19 protein-coding genes are annotated in these 20,878 nt (G+C 73.2%); 17 read left to right on the plus strand and 2 right to left on the minus strand.

The genetic code is table 11. The features are described 5' to 3' along the window. Positions 1-143: 143 nt before the first annotated feature. Both GSY69_RS08725 and GSY69_RS08730 read right to left on the minus strand, forming a co-directional pair. Complete coding sequence (locus GSY69_RS08725) at positions 144-1,898, minus strand: DUF2075 domain-containing protein (protein ID WP_160953473.1); 1,755 nt, start codon at positions 1,896-1,898, stop codon at positions 144-146. After that, complete coding sequence (locus tag GSY69_RS08730) at positions 1,885-2,208, minus strand: nucleotide pyrophosphohydrolase (protein ID WP_160953474.1); 324 nt, start codon at positions 2,206-2,208, stop codon at positions 1,885-1,887. The genes GSY69_RS08725 and GSY69_RS08730 overlap by 14 nt, the downstream gene beginning before the upstream one ends. 339 nt (positions 2,209-2,547) lie before the next feature. Here GSY69_RS08730 and rpsD point away from each other — a divergent pair, with 339 nt between their 5' ends. From rpsD to carA, 17 genes are all read left to right on the plus strand, one after another. Next, positions 2,548-3,165, plus strand: coding sequence for a 30S ribosomal protein S4 (rpsD, locus tag GSY69_RS08735; protein WP_160953475.1), 618 nt, complete (start codon positions 2,548-2,550; stop codon positions 3,163-3,165). A 290-nt stretch (positions 3,166-3,455) separates the two neighbouring features. Continuing rightward, on the plus strand, positions 3,456-6,116 hold the full coding sequence (gene alaS, locus GSY69_RS08740; protein WP_160953476.1) for an alanine--tRNA ligase: 2,661 nt from the start codon (positions 3,456-3,458) through the stop codon (positions 6,114-6,116). Then, on the plus strand, positions 6,113-6,595 hold the full coding sequence (ruvX, locus tag GSY69_RS08745; protein ID WP_160953477.1) for a Holliday junction resolvase RuvX: 483 nt from the start codon (positions 6,113-6,115) through the stop codon (positions 6,593-6,595). Before alaS ends, ruvX begins: the two co-directional genes overlap by 4 nt. Next, positions 6,592-7,758, plus strand: coding sequence for an endolytic transglycosylase MltG (gene mltG / locus GSY69_RS08750; protein ID WP_328698818.1), 1,167 nt, complete (start codon positions 6,592-6,594; stop codon positions 7,756-7,758). Before ruvX ends, mltG begins: the two co-directional genes overlap by 4 nt. Positions 7,759-7,764: 6 nt before the next feature. After that, on the plus strand, positions 7,765-8,640 hold the full coding sequence (locus GSY69_RS08755; protein ID WP_160953478.1) for a shikimate dehydrogenase family protein: 876 nt from the start codon (positions 7,765-7,767) through the stop codon (positions 8,638-8,640). Next, the gene (locus tag GSY69_RS08760; RefSeq protein WP_328698819.1) at positions 8,637-11,228 is read left to right on the plus strand and encodes an excinuclease ABC subunit UvrA; all 2,592 of its coding nucleotides are present in this window, start codon (positions 8,637-8,639) and stop codon (positions 11,226-11,228) included. Before GSY69_RS08755 ends, GSY69_RS08760 begins: the two co-directional genes overlap by 4 nt. Before the next feature lie 40 nt (positions 11,229-11,268). Further along, complete coding sequence (locus tag GSY69_RS08765) at positions 11,269-12,036, plus strand: prepilin peptidase (protein ID WP_160953479.1); 768 nt, start codon at positions 11,269-11,271, stop codon at positions 12,034-12,036. 10 nt (positions 12,037-12,046) lie between these two features. Continuing rightward, positions 12,047-13,240 carry a chorismate synthase gene (gene aroC / locus GSY69_RS08770; RefSeq protein ID WP_160953480.1) on the plus strand — a complete coding sequence of 398 codons (1,194 nt, stop codon included), beginning with the start codon at positions 12,047-12,049 and terminating at the stop codon, positions 13,238-13,240. After that, complete coding sequence (locus tag GSY69_RS08775) at positions 13,237-13,941, plus strand: shikimate kinase (protein WP_160953481.1); 705 nt, start codon at positions 13,237-13,239, stop codon at positions 13,939-13,941. The genes aroC and GSY69_RS08775 overlap by 4 nt, the downstream gene beginning before the upstream one ends. Continuing rightward, the gene (aroB, locus tag GSY69_RS08780; RefSeq protein ID WP_160953482.1) at positions 13,935-15,038 is read left to right on the plus strand and encodes a 3-dehydroquinate synthase; all 1,104 of its coding nucleotides are present in this window, start codon (positions 13,935-13,937) and stop codon (positions 15,036-15,038) included. The genes GSY69_RS08775 and aroB overlap by 7 nt, the downstream gene beginning before the upstream one ends. Before the next feature lie 176 nt (positions 15,039-15,214). Next, entirely contained in the window at positions 15,215-15,778 is a 564-nt protein-coding gene (gene efp / locus GSY69_RS08785) for an elongation factor P (protein WP_160953483.1), read from the plus strand. Beyond that, complete coding sequence (gene nusB, locus GSY69_RS08790; protein WP_160953484.1) at positions 15,775-16,182, plus strand: transcription antitermination factor NusB; 408 nt, start codon at positions 15,775-15,777, stop codon at positions 16,180-16,182. The genes efp and nusB overlap by 4 nt, the downstream gene beginning before the upstream one ends. A 208-nt stretch (positions 16,183-16,390) precedes the next feature. Beyond that, positions 16,391-16,963 (plus strand): bifunctional pyr operon transcriptional regulator/uracil phosphoribosyltransferase PyrR, encoded by a 573-nt coding sequence (gene pyrR, locus GSY69_RS08795; protein WP_160953485.1) that lies wholly within the window; start codon positions 16,391-16,393, stop codon positions 16,961-16,963. Continuing rightward, positions 16,963-17,949 carry an aspartate carbamoyltransferase catalytic subunit gene (locus GSY69_RS08800; RefSeq protein ID WP_160953498.1) on the plus strand — a complete coding sequence of 329 codons (987 nt, stop codon included), beginning with the start codon at positions 16,963-16,965 and terminating at the stop codon, positions 17,947-17,949. Before pyrR ends, GSY69_RS08800 begins: the two co-directional genes overlap by 1 nt. Continuing rightward, positions 17,946-19,253 carry a dihydroorotase gene (locus GSY69_RS08805; protein WP_160953486.1) on the plus strand — a complete coding sequence of 436 codons (1,308 nt, stop codon included), beginning with the start codon at positions 17,946-17,948 and terminating at the stop codon, positions 19,251-19,253. The genes GSY69_RS08800 and GSY69_RS08805 overlap by 4 nt, the downstream gene beginning before the upstream one ends. Further along, positions 19,241-19,732 (plus strand): PH-like domain-containing protein, encoded by a 492-nt coding sequence (locus tag GSY69_RS08810; protein WP_160953487.1) that lies wholly within the window; start codon positions 19,241-19,243, stop codon positions 19,730-19,732. Before GSY69_RS08805 ends, GSY69_RS08810 begins: the two co-directional genes overlap by 13 nt. Continuing rightward, entirely contained in the window at positions 19,732-20,874 is a 1,143-nt protein-coding gene (gene carA / locus GSY69_RS08815) for a glutamine-hydrolyzing carbamoyl-phosphate synthase small subunit (RefSeq protein WP_160953488.1), read from the plus strand. Before GSY69_RS08810 ends, carA begins: the two co-directional genes overlap by 1 nt. Positions 20,875-20,878 lie beyond the last annotated feature (4 nt).

The raw sequence follows: 20,878 nt of genomic DNA on the forward strand, positions 1-20,878 counted from the left end.
CGGTGGGTGCCGATGGGGCACTGGCGGCACCGCCTGTGCCCGGGGGCGGCGGGCGCGCGCTCATCGCGCCCGCCGAGCGCGCGCACGCCGCCTACGCTGAGCACCGCCGCGCCCACCGCGCGCTCTACGGCGCGCTGGCTGGCCTAGGGGCAGGGGCCTGATCGACCGGGGCTATTCGGGGCCGGCGGGAAATAGGCGCGCAGGCGCTCGCGCAGCGGCTCATCGCAGACGTAGACGTAGGTGCCGAGGATCCCGCGGCTCATGAGCACCGCGTAGATGTTGATGACGTAGCGCAGCAGATCCTCATCGGAGTACGTGATGCCGAGCTGGCGGTTGTTCTCCTTGCCCTTCTTGTCGAAGTAGTCGCGGCGGGAGAAGTAGACGCGCCCGCTGGCCGGGTCCAGGCGGATGTCGCGGCCGATGATGACCCCGGCGTAGTTGAGGTCGTACCCCTGCACGGTGTGGATGGATCCCACCTCGCCACTCGACGTCGGCGAGCCGATCCAGTCCACCGGTGTCTGGTTCCACTGCCGGCGGAAGCCCGGTTCTTCGATGTCGATCGCCGTGCGCTGGGTCTTGCTGCGCCACGGCCAGGCGAAGCCGGCCACGAGCCGGGCCAGGGAGTGCTCGCGCTCGCGGGCGTCGATCGCGGCGGCCATGGCGGGCAGGCTGTCGAAGAACCGCAGGTCGTACCGGCCGAAGTCGCGGGGAGCGCAGTCCTCCCCGCTGAGCACCGACCGGACGTAGTCGACGTATTCGCCGGCCGCCTCGAGTCGCATCTGCGTGCGCAGGCGCAGCAGCCGCCCGCTGTCCCGTGCGGTCCTGAGCAGCTTCGCGACATCCGCGGGGCTGAGGTCGGCGGGCTTGACGCTCTGGTGCTCATCGAGCAGGAGGAGCCGGTGCCGGCTGCGCGCGCGGATCCAGTCGAGCTGAGTCTTGGAGCGGTCATCGGCGCCGAACAGGCGCGCCGTGATGTCGGCGAAGCGCTTGTTGGCCGGCCCCGACGCCTGATTCGCGCGCTGCCCCAGGCGATGGGTCTCGTCGACCACGAGAAGGTCGTAGACCCGGTCGGCCTCGCCCACATCGAAAGGCGAGAGGACCATCTCCGCGGCGAGCCCCGGGGTCTTGCGGAACACCGAGCGCACCGAGGAGCGCAGCGACTGCTGCGGGATGACGAACCCCACGGTGAGGCCGGTGAGGGCCGCGCGCGCCGCCGCGGTGAAGAACTCCGCGTGCACGGCGTCGGCCTCGACCTCCTCACCGGGTGCCCAGGCCGCGATATCGCTCAGCAGCTTGAGCAAGTACACGGCGACGACCGTCTTCCCGGTGCCGGGCTCCCCGCGGACGACGAATTCGCTCTCGGCGCCCTGTGCGAGCGATGCCAGCAGCGTCTCGACGATGTCGTTGACGGCGGCTGCCTGATCCGCGTTGAGGGACTTGAACGGCGAGAGCTTGTACATCTCGCTGTTGACGATCTCCGGGCGGCTGCGCTCGAACGCACCGCGGGCGCGCAGCGCCTCGAACACCTCGTCGAACTTCGGCTGGTAGTCCGCGCGGCGGTAGTAGTCCGAGTCCACGACGCCGATGTTGCGGTTGAGCACCTCGTACTTCTGGTCCCCGGCGAACATCTGGATGAGGAACGATTCGAGATCGAGGCACACGGACTTGTTGAACGTGTCGTCGAGGATGATCCGCATGCCCGTGAGGGCGGCGCGCGCATCGTTCCTCAGATGCTGCTGCATGCGCGCGGCAGCCTGCAGCGTCTCCCCGACGTACACCCGCCGCTCGTCCCCGAGCGTGTAGACAACGGGCCAGTTCGCGAACCGGCCGCCCTCCTGGGCGAGGAGCAGCACCTCGCGCTCGCCGAACGCGCGCTGCTCGATCTCAAAGCCGGTCATAGCGCGTGCTCCTCCCGCGCGAGAGCTCCACGGGGTACTTCTCCGCTGTCACCTCGAGCTTGCGGGCGATGAGGTCCTGGGGGTCCTCGCCGATCCGGTCGGCGAGGAGGTAGGCGTAGGTGAGCACATCGGCCAGCTCCTCGCGCACGCGGCCGGCGTCGGGCTCCTCGTCCCACTGGAAGCACTCGAGCAATTCACCGGCCTCGATGCTCACCGACTTCGCGAGATTGGCCGGGGTGTGGAACTGCTGCCACTCCCGCGCGGCCATGAAGGCGCGCAGGGCAGCGCGGATGTCCTCGCCATCGTCCATTCGGCCATGCTACTGGCAGCGCGCGAAGCCCCGGCCCGGCGCGCAGCGGCTCGCGCAGAAACCCGCATGACCGTCCGCCGTGCACGCATACTGCGCGCGCCCGTGCCCGTTTGCCGCCGCACACCTCGGAGGGTAGAGTTGTCTGCTGTTGTGCCTGCACCCTAAAGGCGGTCGACGGCGGCGAACTCGCGCCGCCGCTCCTCTTTCCCATCCGGGGAAACAACGGCTCCGGACCCGGTCGAGCCAGACCGCGCCCCACCTCCGCTCGCGGCCGCGCCGCGGCGGCAGTGCGGGCGCAGATCCCGCCCGGAGCACTGAGAACACACCGAAAGGTTCCGCATGTCCGCATCACGCAGCCAGGTCCGGCTGTCGCGCGCGCTCGGCATCCCGCTGACGCCCAAGGCAGAGAAGTACTTCGAGCGCCGTCCGTACCCGCCCGGCGAGCACGGCCGCGCCCGCCGTCGCAACGACAGCGACTACTCCGTCCGCCTCAAGGAGAAGCAGCGCCTGCGCGCGCAGTACGGCATCCGCGAGGCCCAGATGCTCAACACGTTCAAGGAGGCCAAGCGCCTCCCCGGCATGACCGGTGAGAACATCGTGGCGCTCCTCGAGAGCCGCCTCGACGCGATCGTGCTGCGCTCCGGCATCGCCCGCACCATCCAGCAGGCCCGCCAGTTCGTCGTGCACCGCCACATCACCGTGGACGGCAAGCGCGTCGACCGCCCCTCGTTCCGCGTGAAGCCGGGCCAGGTCGTGTCCGTGCACGAGAAGTCCGTGCAGATGGACCCGTTCCAGGTCGCGGCCGCCGGTGGCAACGCCGAGGTCCTGCCCGCCGCGCCGGGCTACCTCAAGGTCGACCTGGACGCCCTCCAGGTCACCTACCTGCGCACCCCCAAGCGCGAAGAGGTCCCCGTGACCGCAGACGTGCAGCTCGTCGTCGAGTACTACTCGCGCTGAGCGCCGCGAGCTCCACGCTCACACACTGCCCGGGCCGCTGCGGCCCGGGCAGTGTGCGTTTCCCGCGCCCGAGGCGCGGGCCCCCAGCAGCGCCCGGCCCGCACCTCGGGCGCGGGGGAGCGGCGGGCAGACCGGGCCCGTGCGGCAGGGCGCGATCCACTAGACTTGCCGCGGGCCGGGCCCGGCCCGGCCAGCCGTCTCGCGGCGGCCGGCCGCACCCGCGTCCACGGCAGCCACGCCCACAGCACCATCGCCCACACAGCACGCACGCTCACTAGGAGACCCGCGGAATGAAGACGGCAGAGATCCGACGTCGGTGGCTCGAGTTCTTCGAGGCCCGTGGCCACGCGGTGGTCCCTTCCGCGTCGGTGATCAGCAGCGATCCCTCGATCCTGTTCAACATCGCGGGCATGGTGCAGTTCATCCCCTACCTCACCGGTCGGGAGCCCGCGCCCTTCAACCGCGCGACGAGCGTGCAGAAGTGCGTGCGCACCGCGGACATCGAAGAGGTGGGCAAGACCACCCGCCACGGCACGTTCTTCCAGATGAACGGCAACTTCTCGTTCGGCGACTACTTCAAGCGCGAGGCGATCCGCTACGCCTGGCAGCTGCTGACCGCCCCGGAGTCCGAGGGCGGACTGGGCTTCGACCCGCAGCTGCTGTGGGTCACCGTCCACCGCGACGACGAGGACGCGATCGGGCTGTGGCGCGAGGAGAGCTCCGTGCCGCTCGAGCGGATCCAGAAGCGCGGCAACGAGGACAACTTCTGGCACACCGGTCAGCCCGGCCCCGGCGGCTACTGCTCGGAGATCTACTTCGACCGCGGGCCCGACTACGGCCTCGAGGGCGGCCCCGAGGCCGACGAGGACCGCTACATCGAGATCTGGAACCTGGTGTTCATGGAGTTCGAGCTCGGCGAGGTCCGCTCGAAGACGGACTTCGACATCAAGGGCGAGCTGCCCGCCAAGAACATCGACACCGGCATGGGCCTCGAGCGCGTCGCCTTCCTCAAGCAGGGCGTGGCGAACATGTACGAGATCGACGAGGTCTACCCCGTCATCGCCGCGGCCAGCGACCTCTCCGGCAAGGCCTACGGCGCGAACGAGGCCGACGATGTGCGCATGCGCGTCGTCGCGGACCACGTGCGCTCGGCGCTCATCATCATCGGCGACGGGGTGCGGCCGGCCAACGAGGGCCGCGGCTACATCCTGCGCCGGCTGCTGCGCCGGGCGGTGCGCGCCATGCGGCTGCTGGGGGTCACCGAGCCCGTGCTGCCCGCGCTGCTGCCCGTCTCGCGCGACGCGATGCAGGCCTCCTATCCCGAGCTCGCAAGCGACTTCGACCGCATCTCGCGGATCGCCTACGCGGAGGAGACCGCCTTCCTGCGCACGCTCGAGTCCGGCACCCAGCTGCTGGCCCGCAGCGTCGACGAGGTGGGCCGCGGCGGCACGCTCGGCGGCGACGTGGCCTTCGCCCTGCACGACACGCACGGCTTCCCCATCGACCTCACGCTCGAGATGGCGGCCGAATCCGGCGTCACCGTCGACGAGGGCGTCTTCCGCTCGCTCATGGACGAGCAGCGCCAGCGCGCCAAGCGCGATGCGAAGTCGAAGAAGGGCGGGCAGCACGCGGACCTCTCCGCGTTCACCGCGCTCCTGGACGAGGGGCGCACCGAGTTCGTCGGCTACGACAACCTCACCTCCGGCGCCCGGATCCGCGGGCTCGTCAGCGACGGCGCCGCCGCCGAGGTCGCGGGCCCCGGCGACACGCTCGACGTCGTCCTCGACACCACCCCGTTCTACGCCGAGGCCGGCGGCCAGCGCGCCGACGTCGGCATCATCCGCGGCGATGGGTTCACCGCCCGCGTCACGGACGTCCAGAGCCCGCTCAAGGGACTGCCCGCCCACCGCGTGGAGATCCTCGACGGGGAGCTGCGCGTCGGGGCCGACGTCAGCGCCGAGGTGGACCCCGCGCACCGGCGCGGCTCCGAGCAGGCGCACTCGGCGACCCACCTCGTCCACGCCGCGCTGCGCGAGATCCTCGGCCCGAACGCCGTGCAGGCGGGCTCGCTCAACCAGCCCGGCTACCTGCGGTTCGACTACTCGTTCCCGGAGGCGCTGAGCGCCCAGACCCGCGCGGAGATCGAGGAGGCGGCCAACGCCGCCGTGAGCGACGACCTCGACGTCAGCTACGAGTTCATGCCCTTCGAACGGGCCCGCGAGTCCGGCGCCATGGCGCTGTTCGGCGAGAAGTACCCGGAGATCGTGCGCGTCGTCGACATCGGCGGACCGTTCTCCCGCGAGCTGTGCGGCGGCACGCACGTGAGCCGCACCGCCGAGGTGGGCCCCATCTCCATCGTCTCCGAGTCCTCCGTGGGCTCGGGCACCCGCCGCATCGAGGCGGGGGTGGGCATGGACGCCTTCCGCTCGCTCACGCGCGACCGCACGATCGTCCAGGCGCTGTCCGACCTCCTCAAGGTGCCGGGCGCCGACGTCCCCGAGCGCGTCTCGGGCCTGCTCGAGCGCATCCGCGAGGCCGAGCGCTCCATCGCGAAGCTCAACCAGGAGAAGGTGCTCTCGGCCGCGGCCGACGCCGCGGCCGCCGCGCAGGACATCGGCGGCGTGCGCACCTCGGCGACCGCCCTGGGCCCGGTGGCCGGCGGCGGGGACGTGCGGGCCTTCGTGCTCGACGTGCGCGGGCGCCTGGGCACGGACCCGGCGGTCATCGCCGCCGTCGGCGAGGCCGACGGCAAGCCCAGCGTCGTCGTCGCGGTCAACGACGCGGCCCAGGCCAGGGGCCTGCGCGCCGGCGACCTCGTGCGGGCCGCCAGCACCGCCATGGGCGGCGGCGGCGGGGGCAAGTCCGACGTCGCCCAGGGCGGCGGCAAGGACGCGTCGAAGGCCCGCGAGGCCCTCGACGCCGTGGTCGCCGCGGTCCGGGAGGCCGTGTGACGTTCCGCCGCGGGCGGCGCTTCGGCGTCGACGTGGGCAGCGTGCGCGTCGGGGTCGCCGCGTGCGATCCCGACGGGATCCTCGCGACCCCGATCGCCACGGTCTACCGGCGCGACGGGGACGGCCCGGCACTCGGGCAGCTCGCGGAGCTGGCCGCGGAGTACGAGCCCATCGAGATCGTCTGCGGCCAGCCGCGGTCGCTCGACGGGAACCTCCGGGCCTCGGCCGCGAGCGCCGCGCAGTTCACGGAGCTCATCGCGAAACGGCGCCTGGCGCCGGTCCGGCTGGTCGACGAGCGGTTCACCACGACCCAGGCGCACGGCATGCTACAGTCGGCTGGCAAGAATGGCCGGAACAGGCGCGAGAGCGTCGACGCGGCGGCCGCCGTGCTCATCCTCCAGAGCGCGCTAGATTACGAAAAGCGTACCGGCTCACCTGCGGGAACGCCCTTCGAACCGAATCGGGGAAACGATACGTGAACCTGCACGAGGAACTCACCTCCGACGACGGGCTCACCCGCGCCGAGCGGCGCGCCCAGCAGCGCCGGATCGTCGTGCGCAGGCGCCGCACAGTGGCCATCGTCGCCCTGGCCGTCGTGGTCCTCCTCGTTGCCTGCGGCGCGGCATTCGCCGGCGCCAGGGGCGCGTTCGGCGACCTGTTCGCCGGCGGCGGCGACTACGAGGGCGGCGGCGAGGGCGAGGTCGTCGTCGAGGTGCTGCCGTCCATGTCGGCCAAGCAGATCGCCAACAAGCTCGTGGACGAGGACGTCATCAAGTCCGCGGACCCGTTCCTCAAGATCGTCAAGGACGAGGACCTCGTGCTGCAGGCCGGCAACTTCGCCATGAAGAAGCACATGAGCGCGCAGGCGGCCATCGACACGCTCAAGGGGGCCAGCGCGGCGAACCGGGTGCAGATCCCGGAGGGCTCGACGCTCGTCAAGATCAAGCAGGCGATGGTCAAGGCCGGGCTCAAGGAGGCCGAGGTCGACGCGGCGATCGACAAGAAGAAGCCGCGCGACTACGGCCTCAAGGTCTCAGCCCCCAGCCTCGAGGGGTACCTGTTCCCCGCCACCTACGACGTCGATCCCAAGACGACCCCCAAGGACCTCGTCCAGTCGATGGTGAACAAGACCCGCGACGAGCTCAACAGCCTCGCCATCGACAACGACGACGCCAACCGCTACCTCACCCTGGCGAGCATCATCCAGGTCGAGGCCAGCGGCGATGAGGAGACCCGCGCGAAGGTCGCGCGCGTCCTGCTCAACCGGCTCGGGTCGAAGTCGCAGACGAACGGCATGCTCCAGCTCGACTCGACGGTCGCCTACATCCACGGCGCCCGCGAGGACCTCACCACCACCGCCGAGCAGCGCAAGAGCAAGAGCCCCTACAACACGTACAAGGTCAAGGGGCTGCCCCCCGGGCCCATCAACTCGCCCGGGGAGGACACCGTGCGCGCCGCCCAGCACCCCGCCACGGGCGACTGGCAGTACTTCGTGGCGACGAACCCGGACACGGGGGAGACGAAGTTCGCCGCGAACTACAAGGACCACCAGAAGAACGTCGAGGAGTACCGGGCGTGGCTGCGCGAGCACCGCTCGGCCGCGACGAAGAGCGCGGACGCGAACTCCGGCCAGGACGGCTGAGCCGCCGTGCCCGCCCCCGGAGTGCTCGGCAGCCCGATCGCCCACTCCCTCTCACCGCGCCTGCACGCGGCGGCCTATGCCGCGCTGGGCTGGGAGCACTGGAGCTATGACCGCCGCGAGGTCGGCGAGGCCGCCCTGCCCGAGGTGCTGGGCGCCGATACCGCGCACGTGGGCTTCTCGCTCACGATGCCGCTGAAGTCCGCCCTCGTGCGCCTCGCGGCCGCCCGCGGATGGGAGCTCGCCGAATCGGCGGCGCAGACCGGTGTGGGCAACACGTGGGTGCGCACCGGCCCGCCGGCGGGCGCGCCCGCCGGGGACGGCGGTGCGCGCGTGCTCAACACGGACGTCGAGGGCATAGCCGCAGCACTCCGCGCAGCCGGCGCCGGCCGCCCCCGCTCCGCCGCCGTCGTGGGCAGCGGCGCCACGGCCCGCTCCGCGGTGCTCGCGCTTGTGGGGCTGGGCACCCCGCGATTGCGCATCATCGCCCGCAATGCCCGCGCCCGCGGCGAGCTCGCGCTGTGGGCCCGCGGACTCGGGGCGGAGACCGCTGAGTCGGGCCTCACCGACGCTGCCCTTGGTCGCGAGGCCGTCACGGTCTCCACCCTGCCCGCCGGCGCTCTGGCGCCCAGAGGGCCCGCCCCGGGACGGCCCGGTGCCGTGCCGCCGGTCCTCCTCGATGCCGCCTACGCGCCGGAGTCAGCCGCCGCGGCCGCCGCCTGGACCGCCGGCGGGGGAGCGCTGGTGCCCGGCACCCGCATGCTCGTGGGCCAGGCGGTCGCCCAGTTCCTCGCCTTCGCCGCCGCCGCCGGGGAGCCCGCCCCGGACCCCGCCGTCGTCGAGGCCGCCATGACCGCGACGCTCGACGCCGCGCGGGGGGCGTGAGCTCGGTGGCGGAGTCCACGGAGTCTGAGTCCACGGAGTCTGAGTTCACAGCGCCGGAGTCCACGGCGCCGGAGTCCACGGTGACGGTGCGCGGGGCGCGGCTGCACAACCTGCGCGACGTCGGCGTCGCATTCCCCCGCGGCGCGATCGTCGCGTTCACCGGCGTCTCCGGCTCCGGCAAGTCCACCCTGGCCTTCGGCACCATCCACGGGGAGGCACAGCGGCGCTACCTGGAATCGGTGGCCCCGTTCGCCCGCCGCCTCATCGGCTCGACCGTCGATCCCCGCGTCGAGGAGGTGCGCGGGATGCCCCCCACGGTGGCGCTGCAGCAGCGCACCTCGGCCGGCGGGGCGCGCTCGACGGCCGGGACCATGACGAACCTGTCCAACGGCCTGCGCCTGCTCTTCTCCCGGGTGGGCGAGCACCCGGCCGATGTGCTCGAGCGCGGCACGGCACTGGCCAGCGGCCGCCTCACCTCGGACATGTTCTCGCCGAACACCGCCGAGGGCATGTGCCCCGCCTGCAGCGGCACCGGCGTGCTGCTCGAGCCCACCGAGTCCTCGATGGTCCCGGACGGCTCGCTGTCGATCGCGCAGGGCGCGGTCGCCGCCTGGCCGGGCGCGTGGCTGGGCAAGAACTTCCGGGACATCCTCGCGGCCCTCGGCGTCGACGTCGACGCGCCGTGGGACAGCCTGCCCGCCCAGACCCGCGAGTGGATCCTCTTCACCGACGAGACGCCCGTCGTCACTGTGAGCCCCCAGCGCGAGCCGCACAAGATCCAGCGCGACTACCGCGGCCAGTGGCGCTCCGTCGCGGGCTACCTGCGCAAGACGGTGGCGGACACCAAGGCGGAGTCGACGCGCCGGCGCGCCCTGCGCTTCTTCGCCCAGCGCACCTGCCCGGCCTGCGACGGCCACCGGCTGGGCGCCGATGCCCTGCGCGTGCGCTACCTGGACCGGGCGATCTGGGAGCTGGCCGAGCTGCCCTCGGCCGAACTGTCCACCGTCCTCGCTGCGCGCGCCGCGCGGCTGCAGGAGGCGCTCGGCGGCAGCGCCGCGGATCCCGAGCAGGAGGCCGAGCGCCTGCTGCTCGCCTCCATGCGCCCCGTGCTCGACGCCGTCGTGCGCCTGGGACTCGGCCACGTTGCCCTGGCCCGGCCCGCGCGCACCCTGTCGACCGGTGAGCTCCAGCGGCTGCGCATGGCGGCGCTGCTGCGCTCGGGCCTCTACGGCGTCGCCTACGTCCTCGACGAGCCCTCCGCCGGGCTGCACGCCGCCGAGCGCGCGGTGCTCGGCGAGATGTTCGCCTCCTTCGTCGCGGACGGCAACTCGGTGCTCCTCGTCGAGCACGACATGGGCCTCGTCGCCCAGGCCGACTGGATCGTCGACGTGGGCCCCGGGGCCGGCGGCGAGGGCGGAACCATCGTCTTCTCCGGGCCCGCCGCGCGGCTGCCCGGCACCCCCGGCTCCGCCACCGCCAGCCACCTGGCCGCCGAGCCGCTCGCCCTCACCCAGGACGCCGGGGCCACCGGGGCGCCCGGCGCGCCCACCGCGCGGAGGCCGAGCGGCTGGCTCGAGCTCGCCGACGTCCGGTGCCGCACCCTGGACGTCGAGGTGCTGCGGATCCCGCGGGGCAGCCTCACCGCCGTGACCGGCCTGTCCGGCGCCGGGAAGACCACGCTCGTGCAGTACGCGCTGGCCGCCGCGCTCGGCGCCGCACCCGAGGACGCGCCGCCCGTCGAGCTGGGCTCCGTCTCCGGCGCCGCGGATATCGCGCGGGTCGTCCACATCTCCCAGCAGCCCATCGGGCGCACGCCCCGCTCGTGCCTGGCCACCTACACGGGTCTGTTCGACCGGGTCCGGCGCCTGTTCGCCGCCACCCCACAGGCACGGGCGCGCGGCTGGGGCGTGGGGCGCTTCTCCTTCAACGTGGCGCAGGGACACTGCCCCGAATGCGAGGGCGCGGGCGAGATCGAGGTCGAGCTCGTCTTCCTGCCCGGCAGCTCCGCCCTGTGCCCCGCCTGCCGCGGCTCGCGCTACGCCCCGCAGACGCTCGAGGTGCGCTGGCAGGGGCTCACGATCGCCGACGTGCTGGCGCTGAGCGTGAGCGAGGCGCTCGAGGTCTTCGCGGCCGAGCCGGCGATCCTGCGCAGCCTGCGTGCCCTCGACGCCATCGGGCTGGGCTACCTGGGACTGGGCCGCAGCGCCGCCGAGCTCTCCGGCGGCGAGGCGCAGCGGGTGCGGCTGGCCTCCGAGCTGCAGCGCACCGGCGCTCGGGGCACCGTGTGCCTGCTCGACGAGCCCTCCGCCGGCCTGCACCCGGCGGATGTGCAGCGCCTGCGCGGCGAACTCGACAGGCTGGCCGACCGCGGTGCCACGGTCGTGCTGGCCGAGCACGACCTCAGCCTCATCGCCGGCTGCGACTGGGTGGTCGACCTCGGCCCGGGAGCCGGCGCCCAGGGCGGGCGGCTCGTCGATGCGGGCACGCCCGCCCAGGTCGCGAAGCGCGCCCGCGAGGCCACCGGACGCGAGCTGGCCCGCGCCGCCCGCGCAGCACGCGCCGTGCCGCCGGACGGTCTCGCCCGGTAGCCTGGTCCCGACGCCGCCGGACGCTCGGAGGGGGTGCTGCATGACCACGGCCGTGCCGCTTGCGGCGAGCCTCGCGCTCACCACGGTGCCCGCCCTGCTCGTGAGCGCCTGGATCTGGCGGCGCCTGCCGGCCCTGCTCGCCTCGGAGGCCGCCCTGCGCCTGCTGCGCGGCCTGGGCCCGGGGCAGCGCCCGGGCGGCCTTGTGACATTCACCCTGGGCGCGGTGGGACTCGTCGTGGCCTGGCTCGCGGGCTTCATCGCCCCCGCCGCGCTGAGCGGAACCTGGGCCGATGCGCCGATCCTCGCGGCGCTGGGCCTGCTCGCAGGGGCCACCGGGTGGCTGTGCTGGATCGACTCGTCCACCCGCCGGCTGCCCAACCGCATCGTGCTGCCGCTCGCCGGCGGCTGCCTGCTCCTCTTCGCCGTCTCGCTGGTGTGCGGCGCACTCGTGCCCGCGCCCCCGGGCGCCGGGTGGGCCGGGGCCGCGGCACCGGCGGTGGACGGGCTGCTCGGCGCGCTGCTCCTGCTCGTCTTCTTCGCGGCCGTCAACATCGCCGGCGCGCTCGCGGGGCGCACGGGAATCGGAATGGGAGACGTCAAACTCGCCCTCCCGGTGGGCCTCGCCGCGTGCACCGCGGGGCTCGGCGGCCTGCTCATCGCGCTCATCGCGATGAACCTCAGCGCGTGCTGCCAGCTGCTCACCGCGCGGCTGCGCCGGGGCCCGCGGCGCGGCGCCGCGATCGCGTACGGTCCGCACATGCTCGTCGGCGCCTGGGCCGCGGTGATCCTCGGCCCGGCCGTCTTATAGAGTTGATGGAATGTTGAGATGGCTGACTGCGGGCGAGTCGCACGGTGAGGCGCTCGTCGGAATCGTCGAGGGCATGCCCTCCCACGTGCCCGTCACGAGCGCGGACGTCTCCGCCGCCCTCGCCCGGCGCCGGCTGGGCTACGGGCGCGGCGCGCGCATGAAGTTCGAGGCCGATGCGGTGCGCCTGCTCGGCGGGATCCGCCACGGCCAGACGCTCGGCTCCCCGGTCGCCATCGAGGTCGCGAACTCCGAGTGGCCCAAGTGGGAGACCGTCATGAGCGCGGACCCCGTCGCGGCAGACGAGCTCGCGGGCCAGGCCCGCAGCGCCCCCCTCACCCGTCCGCGCCCCGGCCACGCCGACCTCGTGGGCATGCTCAAGTACGACTGGGACGAGGCGCGGCCCATCCTCGAGCGCGCCTCGGCCCGCGAAACCGCGATGCGGGTGGCACTGGGCGCAGTCGCCGCCAAGTTCCTGGGCGAGCTGGGCATCACCGTGCTCTCGCACACCGTGGCGGTGGGGTCCGTCGACGCAGGCCGCGACCGCCCGCGTCCGGGGATCGGCGATGTCGCTGCCCTCGACGCCGACCCCATGCGCTGCTTCGATGCCGAGGTCTCCGCCGCGATGGTCGCCGAGGTCGACGCGGCCCGCAAGGACGGCGACACGCTGGGGGGCGTGGTCGAGATCATCGCCGACGGCGTGCCCGTGGGACTCGGCTCCCACGTGCACTGGGACCGCCGCCTCGACGCGCGCCTGGCCGCAGCGCTCATGGGCATCCAGGCCATCAAGGGCGTCGAGGTGGGCGACGGGTTCGCCACCGCCGCCCGCCGCGGCTCCGCCGCCCACGACGAGATCGAGCCGGCCGCCGCCGGAGTCGGCCGCCGCTCCAACCGGGCCGGCGGCACCGAGGGCGGCATGTCCACCGGCGAGCGCCTCGCGGTGCGCGCCGCAATGAAGCCGATCGCCACCGTCCCGCGCGCGCTCGACACGATCGACGTCTCCACCGGCGAGCCCGCCCGCGCCCACCACCAGCGCTCGGACGTGTGCGCGGTGCCCGCCGCCGGGGTCGTCGCCGAGGCGATGGTCGCCCTCGTGCTCGCCGAGGCCGTGCTCGAGAAGTTCGGCGGCGACAGCGTCGGCGAGGTCCGCCGCAACCTCGAGTCCTACCTCGCCGCCGCCGACCCGTCGCTGCTGCCGCCGCGATGAGCTCCGCGGACTCGCCGGTGCCGCGGCCGGCGCCGCCGCTCAAACCCGTTCCGGCCGCCGAATCGCGCATCGCGCTCGTCGGCCCGCCCGCCGCGGGGAAGTCGACGATCGGCCGGCTGCTCGCCGACCGGCTCGGCCTGCGCCTCGTCGACACGGACGCCGTCGTCGCCGCGGCCCACGGGCCCATCCCGGAGATCTTCGCCCAGCGCGGCGAGGCCCGGTTCCGCGAACTCGAGCGCGCCGCGGTGCGCCGCGCCCTCTCCGGCCTGCTCGAGCGCCCCGGCGTCGTCTCGCTGGGCGGCGGTGCGATCCTCAACCCGGGCACCCGCGCCCAGCTGCGCCACCCCGCCATCCGGGTGGTCAACATCCATATCGACGCGGCGACCGCGGCCGCGCGGCTGGGCGGCTCGAAGCGCCCGCTGCTGGCGGGAGACGCGGACCCCGTCGAGCGCTGGAAGTCCATCGCCGATGAGCGCGCCGAGCTCTACGACGCGGTCGCCACGCTCACCGTGCCCGCCAGCAGCGCGCCGCCGGCGACGATCGTCAACCGCATCGTCGACGTGCTCACGGGCCTGCAGCGGGCGGAGGACTACGCGCGCTTCGGCGCATACCGCAGGGACGAGGCCGCGGCCGCGGCCCCGCACGGCGATCCCGGCCCGGGCAGCGCGCCCGGGCCCGGCAGCGAGGAGGAACGATGGTGACCACGACGATCGACGTGAGCGCCGGGGGCGACTACCCGGTGAAGGTGGGCTCGGGCCTCATGGGGGAGCTGCCGGGCCTGCTGGGCCCGCGGGTCCACCGGATCCTCGTCGTCCACCCGCGCGCGCTGCGCTCGACCGGCGAGGTCGTGCGCGAGGACCTCGCCGCCGCCGGCTACGAGGCGCTGGCCGCGGAGATCCCGGACGCCGAGGAGGCCAAGCACATCCAGGTGGCGGGCTTCTGCTGGCAGATCCTGGGCCAGAGCGACTTCACCCGCAGCGACGCGATCGTGTGCGTGGGCGGGGGAGCCGTGACGGACCTCGGCGGCTTCGTGGCCGCGACCTGGCTGCGCGGCATCCGCTACGTCAACATCCCCACGACCGTGCTCGGGATGGTCGATGCGGCCGTGGGCGGCAAGACCGGCATCAACACCGCCGAGGGCAAGAACCTCGTGGGCGCGTTCCACGCCCCCGCGGGGGTCCTCGTCGACACCGACGTGCTGGCGACCCTGCCGGAGCACGAGCTCTTCACCGGGCTCGCCGAGGCGGTCAAGTGCGGCTTCATCGCCGACCCCGCGATCCTCGAGCTCATCGAGGGCGCGGACCGCGCGGAGCTCGCGCGCCACGACTCGCCCGTGCTGCGCGAGATCATCGAGCGCACGATCGCGGTGAAGGCCGCGGTCGTCTCCGAGGACTTCGGCGAGGCCGGCCGCCGGGAGATCCTCAACTACGGCCACACGCTGGGCCACGCGATCGAGCGCGCCGAGCGCTACCAGTGGCGCCACGGGGCGGCGGTGGCGGCCGGGATGATGTTCGCCGGCGAGCTCTCGACGATGGTGAAGAACCTCGATCCCGCGGTCGTCGACCGGCAGCGGGCCATCCTCACCAAGCTCGGCCTGCCCACCAACTACCGCGCGGACAAGTGGCCCCAGCTGCTCGACACGATGCGCCGGGACAAGAAGGCCCGGGGCAGCCTCCTGCGCTTCGTCGTCCTCGAGGACCTCGCCAGGCCCGCCGTCGTCGAGGTGCCCGATACCTCCCTGCTCTTCACGGCCTACCAGGCGATCGGGACCGAGGCGCCGGTCACCCGCCTGGGCTGAGCGGGACCGGGCCGAGGGGGCCCGGCCGATCAGGGCCCGGCCGAGCGGGGCCGGGCGCCCCGCGCCCGCTGATAGGATTCACCCGATGCGCGCGGGCCCCGCCCCGCGCGCGACAGCGCGGCCCCGCCGGCACCTCGGCGGCGCCGCTTCGACGATGGAAGCAAGGGAAGCGATTCGTGGCAACGACCAATGACCTCAAGAACGGCGTCGTGCTCAACATCGAGGGCCAGCTGTGGCAGGTGCTCGAGTTCCAGCACGTGAAACCGGGCAAGGGCCCCGCCTTCGTGCGCACGAAGCTGAAGAACGTGCTGTCGGGCAAGATCATCGACAAGACGTTCAACGCGGGCACCAAGGTCGAGACCGCCAACGTGGACCGCCGCGACATGCAGTACCTCTACAACGACGGCACCGACTACGTCTTCATGGACGCGAAGGACTACGACCAGGTGAGCATCTCGCCGGAGCTCGTCGGCGATGCCGCGAACTTCATGCTCGAGAACCAGCTCGTCCAGCTCGCCTTCCACGACGGCACGCCGCTCTACATCGAGCTGCCGCCTAGCGTCGAGCTCACCATCGCCACGACCGAGCCCGGCCTGCAGGGCGACCGCTCGACCGGCGGCTCGAAGCCGGCCACCCTCGAGACCGGCTACGAGATCCAGGTGCCGCTCTTCCTCGAGGAGGGCACCAAGGTCAAGGTCGACACGCGGTCCGGCGACTACCTCGGCCGCGTCAAGGAGTGAGCTCCCGCAGCCGGGCGCGCCGCCGCGCGCTTGAGATCCTCTTCGAGTCCGAGCAGCGGGCGATGCCGGAGGCGGAGCTGCTGCGCGAGCGCTCCGGGGATCCCGACTACCCCATGAAGCCCTACGCGGTGGAGATCGTCGACGGCGTCGTGGCCCGCCGCGCGGAGATCGACGAGCTCGTCGAGACCTACTCCTACGACTGGCCGCTCGACCGCCTGCCGGCCGTCGACCGCGCGCTGCTGCGGATCGCCCTGTGGGAGATGCTCTACAACGACGAGGTCGACGACGTCGTCGCGATCGACGAGGCGGTCTCGCTGGGCCGCCAGTACTCGACGGACGACACGCCCAAGTTCCTCAACGGGCTGCTCGACCGGGTCCGCCAGATCAAGCCCACCCTGGGCTGAGCCGGCGCGCCCGCCCTGCCCTCGGGCCGAGCCGGGGCGCCCCGCCCCCGGCTCGGCCGGCGGGACCAACGGCCACGATCCGCGCGGCCGGGACGCCCCCGGGGCGGGTGCGGAGCCCCGGTGCGGCCTGCCGCGGGGCCGGGTATAGGGTGGGCAGCGACCGACACTCCTTTAAGCACCGTCCCGTGAGGCGGAGAAGGGGGCACACATGCGCGTTCGGACCGTGCTCGACGAGGCCGAGGTCTCACGAGCTGTCTCACGCATCGCCCACGAGATCGTGGAAGCCAACAAGGGCGCCGAGGGCCTGCGCATCCTCGGCATCCCCACCCGCGGCGTGCCGCTGGCCCGCCGCCTGGCCGAGCGGATCGCCGACATCGAGCCCGGAGTCGCCGCCGACGACATCGCGGGCTCGCTCGACATCACGATGTACCGCGACGACCTGCGCCGCGGCCGACTGCGCGCCCCCGAGCCCACGAGGATCCCCGCCGCGGGGGTCGACGGCACCACCGTCGTGCTCGTCGACGACGTGCTCTTCTCCGGGCGCACGGTGCGCGCGGCGCTCGACTCGCTGGCCGACATCGGCCGCCCCGACACCGTGCGGCTCGCCGTGCTCGTCGACCGCGGCCACCGCGCGCTGCCCATCCGCGCCGACCACGTGGGCAAGAACCTGCCCACCGCGATCGACGAGCGGGTCTCGGTGGCCCTGCGCGAGGTCGACGGCAGCGACACGGTGACGATCGCCTCGGCCGACACCGACGACGAGGGGGAGGCGCGCGCATGATCCGCCACCTGCTCTCCACCGCCGACCTCGGCCGCGAGGATGCCGTGCGCATCCTCGACACCGCCGAGGAGATGTCCCAGGTCTCCGCCCGCGAGGTCAAGAAGCTGCCCGTGCTGCGCGGGCGCACCGTCGTCAACCTCTTCTTCGAGGACTCCACGCGGACTCGGATCTCCTTCGAGGCCGCCGCCAAGCGGCTGTCCGCCGACGTCATCAACTTCTCCGCCAAGGGCTCGTCCGTGTCGAAGGGCGAGAGCCTGCAGGACACGGCCCAGACGCTCGCGGCGATGGGCGCCGACGCCGTCGTCGTCCGCCACCCCGGCTCCGGGGCGCCCGCCAGGCTGGCCGCCGCCGGCTGGATCGGCGCGCCCATCCTCAACGCCGGCGACGGCACCCACGAGCACCCCACCCAGGCGCTGCTCGACGCGTTCACGCTGCGCCGCGCCCTGGCCGGACTGCCCGCCTCGGGCCCCGCGGAGGGCGACCGGGCGCGAGGAGCCGGCCTGGACGGCGCGCAGGTCGCGATCGTCGGCGACGTGCTCCACTCCCGGGTGGCGCGCTCGAACGTCCACCTGCTGCGCGCGCTCGGGGCCCACGTCAGCCTCATCGCCCCGCCCACGCTGCTGCCGTGGGGCGTGCACACCTGGCCCGCAGAGGTCTTCTACGACTTCGACGAGGCCCTCGCGGCCCACGACTTCGATGCGGTCATGATGCTGCGCGTCCAGTTCGAGCGGATGCACCAGTCCTTCTTCCCCAACACCCGCGAGTACACCCGGCTGTGGGGCCTCACCGAGCAGCGCTACAGGCGGCTGCCCGCCCACACGGCGATCATGCACCCCGGGCCCATGAACCGCGGCTTCGAGATCTGCGCCTCGGCCGCAGACGCGGAGCGCGCGCTCATCCTCGACCAGGTGGAGAACGGCGTGTCCGTGCGCATGGCCGCCCTCTACGAACTGCTCACCGGCGACGGAACGGAGGCTCAGCAGTGAGCTCCACACTCATTCGACACGCTCGCGTGCTCGGCGGCGAGGAGCGCGACATCGCGATCGTCGACGGCCGCTTCGCCGAGTCCGTCGAGCGCCCCGACGAGACGATCGACGCGACCGGCCTCGTGGCGCTGCCCGGCCTCGTCGACCTCCACACCCACCTGCGCGAGCCCGGCCGGGAGGACGCGGAGACGGTGCTCACCGGCTCCCAGTCCGCGGCCCGCGGCGGCTACACCGCCGTGCACGCCATGGCCAACACCCAGCCCGTGGCCGACACCGCGGGCGTGGTCGAGCAGGTCGCCCACCTCGGCCGCGCCGCCGGCTACGCGCAGGTCGTGCCGATCGGCGCGGTCACCACCGGCCAGGCCGGCCAGCAGCTCGCCGAGCTCGGCGCGATGGCCGCCAGCGCCGCGCGCGTGCGCATCTTCTCCGACGACGGGCAGTGCGTGGCCGATCCCATGCTCATGCGCCGCGCGCTCGAATACGTCAAGACCTTCGACGGCGTCGTCGCCCAGCACGCCCAGGACCCGCGGCTGACGGAGGGCGCCCAGATGAACGAGGGGCTCGTCTCCGCGGAGCTCGGGCTGCCGGGCTGGCCCGCGGTCGCCGAGGAGTCGATCATCGCCCGCGATGTGCTGCTGGCCGAGCACGTGGGCTCGCGCCTGCACGTGTGCCACCTGTCCACGGCCGGCTCCGTGGAGATCGTGCGCTGGGCCAAGGAGCGCGGCGTGCGCGTCACCGCCGAGGTCACCCCGCACCACCTCATGCTCACCGATGAGCTGGTGCGCAGCTACGACCCCGTCTACAAGGTCAACCCGCCGCTGCGCACGCAGGCCGACGTGGACGCCGTGCGCCGGGGCCTGGCCGACGGGACCATCGACATCGTCGGCACGGATCACGCCCCCCACACCGCCGAGCACAAGTGCTCCGAGTGGACGGCCGCCGCCATGGGCATGGTGGGCCTCGAATCCGCCCTGCCCATCGTCATGGAGGCCATGGCGGACTACGGGTTCGGCTGGGCGGACGCCGCGCGCACCATGAGCGCCCGCCCCGCGCAGATCTCCGGGCTGGCCGAGCACGGCAGCCTGGAGCCCGGCACCGGCGCCAACCTCGTGCTCGTCGACCCCGCCGCGCACGAGGTCATCCGCCCCGCGGAGCACGCGACGCTCGGGCGCAACAACCCGTTCGCCGGCATCCCGGTCTCGACGCGCATCGTCGACACCTTCCTCTTCGGCACCCGCGTCGTGGCCGACGGGGAGCTGCGCGGGCCGCACGCGACGGCGCGAGGAGGACAGTGGATCGAGTAGTCCCGACCCTCATCGTGGCCGCGGTCATCGTGGGCGTCTTCGCGCTCATGTGGCGCGGCTGGAGCGCGCGCCAGCGCGCGCAGGCGGGCATCGCCGAGCCGCTGCGCCCCGCCCCCGAGGCGACGAACGGCATGGCGGGCGAGCCCGGCATGTACGTCGTCACCACCTACGCCGAGCAGCCGCTCGAGCGGGTCAGCGTCCACAGCCTGGGCCTGCGCACCACGGCGGAGCTCTTCGCCATGGACGACGGCGCCCTCTTCCGGCTGTCCGGCGTGCCCGATCTCTTCATCCCCGCCGCCGACATCGTCTCCGTGCACACGGCGGCCGGGATGATCGGCAAGTTCGTCGAGCCGGAGGGCCTCATCGTCATCCGGTGGCGGCTGGGCGACCAGCTGCTCGACACCGGCTTCCGGCCCCGCTCCGCGGCCGCCGGCCCCGCCCTCATCGCCGCCCTCAACCACCTCATCGAGGAGGACTGATGTCCACTGACCGCGATCCCGCCGTGCTCGTCCTGGAGGACGGCACCTGCCTGCGCGGGCGCGCCTTCGCCGCCCGCGGCACAGCGCTGGGCGAGGCCGTCTTCGTCACCGCCATGACCGGCTACCAGGAGACCCTCACCGACCCCTCCTACCACCGCCAGATCGTCATCCAGACCGCCCCGCACATCGGCAACACCGGCGTCAACGACGCCGACGACGAGTCGCTGCGCTACTGGGTGGCCGGCTACGTCGTGCGCGACGCGGCCCGCCGCGCGTCGAGCTGGCGCGCCACCGAGGGCCTCGAGGAGCGCCTCGAGCGGCTGGGGATCGTCGGGATCAGCGACGTCGACACCCGCCAGCTCACCCTGCACCTGCGCGAGCGCGGGGCGATGCGGATGGGCATCTTCTCCGGCCCCGATGCGCGGATGGGCACCGAGCAGATGGCGCGCATCGTGCGCGAGGCCCCCGCGATGACCGGCGCCCAGCTCGCCGAGGACGTCAGCGCCGATGAGCCCTACGTCGTGCCGGCCGTGGGGGAGAAGCGCTTCACGGTGGCCGCCTACGACCTGGGCATCAAGGCCATGACGCCCCGGCAGCTTGCCGAGCGGGGCATGGAGGTCCACGTCGTGCCCGCGGACTACCCCTTCGAGAAGCTCGCGGAGCTGCGCCCCGACGGGGTGTTCTTCTCCAACGGCCCCGGGGACCCCCAGACCGCCTGGACGCAGATCGAGGTGCTGCGCCAGGTGCTCGCCGCGCGCATCCCGTTCTTCGGCATCTGCTTCGGCAACCAGCTGCTGGGCCGCGCCCTGGGCTTCGGGACGTACAAGCTGCCCTTCGGCCACCGCGGCACCAACCAGCCGGTGCTCGACACGCAGACGGGCCGGGTGGAGATCACCTCGCAGAACCACGGGTTCGCCGTCGACGCCCCCCTGCGCGAGGTCGTCCAGGCGCCAGCCGATCCCGACTTCGGACGCGTCGAGGTCAGCCACATCGGCCTCAACGACGACGTCGTCGAGGGCCTGCGCTGCCTTGACATCCCCGCGTTCTCCGTGCAGTTCCACCCCGAGTCGGCGGCCGGCCCGCACGACTCGCGCCACCTGTTCGACCGCTTCGCCGATCTCATGGCCGCCGCGGCCCGCTAAGGAG

The organism is Brevibacterium rongguiense, assembly GCF_009857845.1.
Lineage (GTDB): Bacteria > Actinomycetota > Actinomycetes > Actinomycetales > Brevibacteriaceae > Brevibacterium > Brevibacterium rongguiense.